This is a genomic window from Frankia sp. AiPs1, from assembly GCF_023716945.1.
Taxonomy (GTDB): domain Bacteria; phylum Actinomycetota; class Actinomycetes; order Frankiales; family Frankiaceae; genus Frankia.
In genome coordinates, this window is the sequence record NZ_JAMQQF010000441.1 from 1 (window position 1) to 5,113 (window position 5,113).

General features: G+C 74.6%; 4 protein-coding genes and 2 pseudogenes. 3 read left to right on the forward strand and 3 right to left on the reverse strand.

All coding sequences use genetic code 11. The annotated features are described in order from the left end of the window. Positions 1 to 302, forward strand: a pseudogene (locus ND748_RS24800) (ATP-dependent helicase); the annotation flags it as partial. Between the two features lie 97 nt (positions 303 to 399). Here the strand turns inward: ND748_RS24800 and ND748_RS24805 are convergent. Beyond that, a complete protein-coding gene (locus ND748_RS24805; protein WP_251748399.1) occupies positions 400 to 786 on the reverse strand; it encodes a hypothetical protein in 387 nt (128 codons plus the stop codon). Beyond that, entirely contained in the window at positions 783 to 1,811 is a 1,029-nt protein-coding gene (locus ND748_RS24810) for a ParA family protein (RefSeq protein ID WP_251748401.1), read from the reverse strand. Before ND748_RS24810 ends, ND748_RS24805 begins: the two co-directional genes overlap by 4 nt. Positions 1,812 to 2,136: 325 nt before the next feature. Between ND748_RS24810 and ND748_RS24815 the strand changes: the two genes are divergently transcribed. Both ND748_RS24815 and ND748_RS24820 read left to right on the forward strand, forming a co-directional pair. Then, positions 2,137 to 3,729, forward strand: coding sequence for a hemolysin family protein (locus tag ND748_RS24815; protein WP_251748403.1), 1,593 nt, complete (start codon positions 2,137 to 2,139; stop codon positions 3,727 to 3,729). Continuing rightward, positions 3,726 to 4,886, forward strand: a complete 1,161-nt coding sequence (locus ND748_RS24820) for a hemolysin family protein (RefSeq protein ID WP_251748405.1) — start codon at positions 3,726 to 3,728, stop codon at positions 4,884 to 4,886. Before ND748_RS24815 ends, ND748_RS24820 begins: the two co-directional genes overlap by 4 nt. A 66-nt stretch (positions 4,887 to 4,952) precedes the next feature. Here ND748_RS24820 and ND748_RS24825 read toward each other — a convergent pair. Further along, positions 4,953 to 5,113 (reverse strand): annotated as a pseudogene (locus ND748_RS24825) (antibiotic biosynthesis monooxygenase); the annotation flags it as partial.

The window sequence follows — 5,113 nt, forward strand, 5'->3', positions numbered from 1 at the left end:
CCGCAGCCGCCGCGACCGGCCTGACGATCGCCGCCGACGGCAGCGAGCAGGACGACCCGGCCGGCGCCGCACCGGACGACCTGGACCTGGACCTGGACGTCGACGGCACCACCGACACCGCCCACGTCGTCTCGGCGCTGTCCCCGGAGGCCGGTGGCGAGCCGGTCCGCCGCCGCCGCCGTCGTCGCGGCAACCGTGGCCGCGGCACTGGCACGGCCGGCGAGCTCACGGAGGCCGGTGGCGACGCGATCAGCTCCATCGGTGCGCTTGACGAGCAGTCTCCGCGGGCCGAATCCGCCTGACCAGGCGGACCGCCACCGCTCATCGGCGTCCAACGTCGGCCCGCGTGGCCCCTGGCCCGGCGTTGGGATTTCCCCACGGAGCCCCGTGGGAGCACGTTCAGCCCGCCGGCCGCAGGTGCAGCCCGAGTCGCACCCAGCTCATCCGCCGGCAGGTCGGGCAGCGCAGCAACGAGGGATGCCGCAGGCGCACCAGCGGCAGGTGGACGCTGGGGGTGAGAACTCGCAGCGCCTGCCAGGCGCCGAGCAGGCTCGTCTGCCCGCAGCGGGAACACTCGACGCGCAGGCTCGTGTTCGGCGGGGTCGTCGGCCGCAGCCCGCTGTACAGCGCACGCTTGCCGTGCGCGTCCCGGCCCATCGCCGGGCCCGACGGGCTCGGCGTCACCACAGGTGGTCGGGAACCACGCGGGCGCAGCCGGTCGAACCCCGCGGAAGCGCGCTGTTGGGCGCGCGGGGATCGCGGCGGGCCGCTCGGCCCCGCGCTCACCCCCGGGCTCCGTTGACCCCGACCGGCACCTGTCCGCCCCGAACCGCTTCAAGCGCCCCCGCTTCGAGGGGTACCGCCTCGAGCGGCCCCGACGCAAGCGGCCCAGGTTCAAGCGGCCCGGGTTCAAGCGGCCCGGACTCGCGGGCCAGTTCGACCGCAACGCCGGCGAAGCGCGCATGCGCCGCGCCCGCCCCGCTCACCTCGGCCCCACTCACCTGGGCCCCACTCACCTGGGCCCCACTCAGCTCGGCCCCGCTGACTTCGGCCCCGCTGACCTCGGCGATGGCCCGGGCATGCGCCCGATAGGCCTCGGCGCCCTTGGAACGCCGGGCCGTCGACAGGATCGACCGGCCCGTGCCCGGCGCCTCGGCGAACCGCACGGAGCGGGCGATCGGCGGCGTGAGCACGGCGATGTCGTACCGCGCGGAGACGTCGGCGAGCACGGCCCGGCAGTGCGCCGTCCGCCCGTCGAACAGGGTCGGCAGGACGCCGCGGACGCCGAGTCCCGGATTCGTCAGCCGCTGCACGTCGTGCACCGTGTCGAGGAGCTGGCCGACCCCGCGGTGCGACAGTGTCTCGCACTGCAACGGCACGATCACCTCGTCGGCGGCGGTGAGCCCGTTGATGGTGAGCACGCCCAGCGACGGCGGGCAGTCGACGAGCACGAAGTCGTAGGCGTCGATCACCTCGGCGAGGGCGAGCCGCAGCGCGTGCTCGCGGCCGGTGCGCGACAGCAGCACCGCCTCACAGCCGGCCAGCTCGATCGTCGCGGGCAGCAGGTCCATGCCGTCGGAGGTCCTGGCGATCACGATGCCCGCGGAGAGCCGGCCGAGGAGCACGTCGTGCACGGACAGCTCGAGGGTGTCGGGATCCAGGCCGAGGGAGAAGGTCAGGCACGCCTGCGGGTCGAGATCCACCAGCAGGACGCGGCGACCCAGCTCGCTCAGCGCGGCGCCGAGGCTGGACACGGAGGTCGTCTTGGCGACGCCACCCTTCTGGTTCGCTACCGCAAGTACGTGTGCCACACCAATCAGTGTGGATGCGTAACCGCGCGGTCACAACACTTGACGTCCCGAAACCTCGACGTGCCTCGCCACCCGCGCGCCAACCGCCATAGACCGGGCGCCCCGGGCGGCCGCGACCCTGGCCCGGTGTGCGGGCCGGCATCGCCGGGTAGCGCAGCACCATCGGCCGCCGGCACCACCGACCCGCTACCTGTCCAACCGTCCCAAGCCGGACGGTCCGCCCACAGAAGGGACCACCGGTGAACGCGGGGCGCCACCTCCTCGGCCTGATGGCTGGCATCGAGACCAGGAAACCCGCCACCCCCGCCGGGAGTGGCGGCGCCGGGTGATCCAGGCGATCGTCTACCTCGCGATCGTCGTGGTGCTGATCGCCGCCAATGCACTGTTCGTGGCGGCGGAGTTCGCCCTCGTCGCGGTCGAGCCGCATCAGGCGGAGCAGGCCGCCCGCGGCGGTGATCGGCGATCCCAGGCCCTGCTGGCGGCCGTGCGCTCGCTGTCGTTCCAGCTTTCCGGCGCGCAGCTCGGCATCACGGTGACCTCGCTGGCCGTCGGCTACCTCGCCGAGCCGGCACTGGCCGCCCTCGTCCATCCGGCGCTGCACGCCGTCGGCCTGCCGGACACGCCGAGTTCGGTGCTCGCGCTCGTCCTCGCCCTGTTCGTCGCGACCGTGAGCCAGATGGTCTTCGGCGAGCTGGTGCCGAAGAACTGGGCGATCAGCGAGCCGCTGCGGGTCGGCCGGGCCGTCTCCTGGCCGCAGGTCGGGTTCTCCCGGGTGTGTGGTCCGCTGATCAGGCTGCTGAACGGGGTCGCCAACGCCGTGCTGCGCGCCCTGGGGGTGGAGCCCCAGGACGAGATGCACGCCGGGCGGTCCCCCGCCGAGCTCGGCTCGATCGTGCGGGCCTCCGCCCGCCAGGGCACGTTGCCGACCATGACGGCAGCGCTGCTGCGGCGATCGCTGCGCTTCGGTGACCGCCACGCCGCCGACGTGATGACCCCGCGGGTCCGGACCGTCTGGGCCGACGCCGACATGCACGTCGCCGACCTGCTTCAGGTGGCGCAGCAGTCCGGTCATTCCCGGTTCCCGGTGCGGGGACGGCCCGAGAGAGACCGCGCCGACGGGGACGAGGCCGGCGGGGACCGGGCCAGCGGAGACCAGGCCAGCGGAGACCAGGCCAGCGGAGACCAGGCCAGCGGAGACCAGGCCAGCGGGGACCGGGCCAGCGGGGACCGGGCCGGCGCAGGCCGCGCCGAGGAGGAACGCGCCGACGGAGACCGGGCCGGGGACGTCGACGGTGTGGTCGGGGTCGTGCACGTCAAGGACGTCTTCCGGGTTCCCGCACCGCGCCGCGCCGCGGTGAGCGTCCGCGAGATCATGGTTCCGCCGCTGCTGGTGCCCGCCTCGCTGGGCTGCGACGCGCTGCTCTCCCGGCTGCGCCGGCACGGGCTGCAGCTCGCCGCCGTCATCGACGAGTACGGCGGGACCGCCGGGATCGTCACCCTGGAGGACCTCGTCGAGGAGCTGGTCGGCGAGGTGTCCGACGAGCACGACCTGCCGAGCACCCCCGGCGTGGTGCCCGACGGGCCGCGCTCCTGGCTGCTGTCCGGGTTGCTGCGACCCGACGAGGCGGTCGACGCCACCGGCGTTCGACTGCCCGACGGGCCGTACGAGACGGTCGCCGGGCTGGTGCTCGCCCGCCTGGGCCATCTCGGGGCGGTCGGGGAGCAGGTGGAGGTCGACGGCGTCACTTTGACGGTCATGGCGGTCGACCGGCACCGGATCGACCGGGTGCGGCTGTCCGCCTCGCCCCTGCCGGCGCCCGAGGCCCGGCAGGCTCGGCAGACCCGGCCGGCACGGCAGACGCCCGGGACGCGACACGCCCAGCAGGCCCGGCAGACCCGGGCGGAGAGCGGAAAATGACCCTGCTCGCGATGGTCGCCGGGCTCGCGCTGATCGCCGGCAACGCGTTCTTCGTCGGCGCCGAGTTCGCCTTCGTCTCCGCGCGCCGCGACCGGCTGGAACCCATGGTCGAGGCCGGCGACAAGCGGGCCCGCTCGGTCATCGGCGCCCTGGAGCACCTCTCCCCGCTGCTCGCCGCGACCCAGCTCGGCATCACGCTGTGCTCGCTGGCCCTCGGCGCGGTCGCCGAACCGGCCGTCGCGCGGCTGCTGACGGATCTGCTCCACGCACTCGCCGTCCCCGCGGCGGCGCACCACCCGATCGCCTTCGCCGTCGCGCTGGCCATCGTGTCCGCGCTGCACATGGTGCTCGGCGAGATCGTGCCGAAGAACCTGTCGATCGCCGGACCCGAACGGGCCCTGGTCTGGCTCGGGCCGCCCCTGATCGCCTTCGCCCGGGCCACCTCGCCGTTCGTGCTCCTGCTGAACACCTTCGCCAACCGGGTGCTGCGGCTGCTGAGGGTCGAACCCCGCGACGAGCTCGCCTCCGCGTACACCCCGCAGGAGCTGGCCGCCATCATCGCCGAGTCGAAGCAGGAGGGGCTGCTCGAACAGGCCGAGCACGAACGGCTCACCAGCGCCCTGGAGCTGTCCGACCGGGACGCGGGCACGGTGATGATTCCGCTTTCGCAGGCCGTAACGATCGCCTGGACGACCACCGCCCGCGAGCTGGAGGACGTCGTCGCCCGCACCGGCTACTCCCGGTTCCCGGTGCGGATGCCCGACTCTGCCCCCGCCCCCGCCCCCGCCCCCGCGACGGTCCCCGGGACAGCCCCCGGGACCGCGACCGGGACCGGACCAGGCCGCGACGCCGGGTCCGCCGCCGACCGGGACACCGCCGGCGACGACCTCGAGATCGCGGGGTTCCTGCATGCCAAGGACGTCCTGGGGATCGCGCCCGCGGACCTCCACACCCCGCTGGCCCCGTCGCGGCTGCACGAGATGGTGGCGCTGGCCACGGACACGCCCCTGGACCAGGTGCTGCGCCGCATGCAGCGCGCCGGCAGCCACCTGGGCCGGGTCGTCGACGCCGCGGGGGCGACCGTCGGCGTCATCGCGATGGAGGACGTGGTCGAACAGTTCGTCGGCGAGGTCACCGACGCCAGCCACCACGGCTGAGCGCGGGCCGACCGACCAGCCTCGGCGCGGCCAGCCCGCTGCCGCCGGACTCAGCCGGAGCCGGACTCAGTCGGAGCCGGGCGCCGCCGACTGCACCACCTCGAACGACCACAACGTGGCCCCGGACGCCGCGGGCGCACCGGCCCCACCGTGTCCGCCGGCACCGCCATGTCCGCCCGCACCGCCGTGCGCAGCACCGCCACCGTTACCTGCCGGCGCACCCTGCC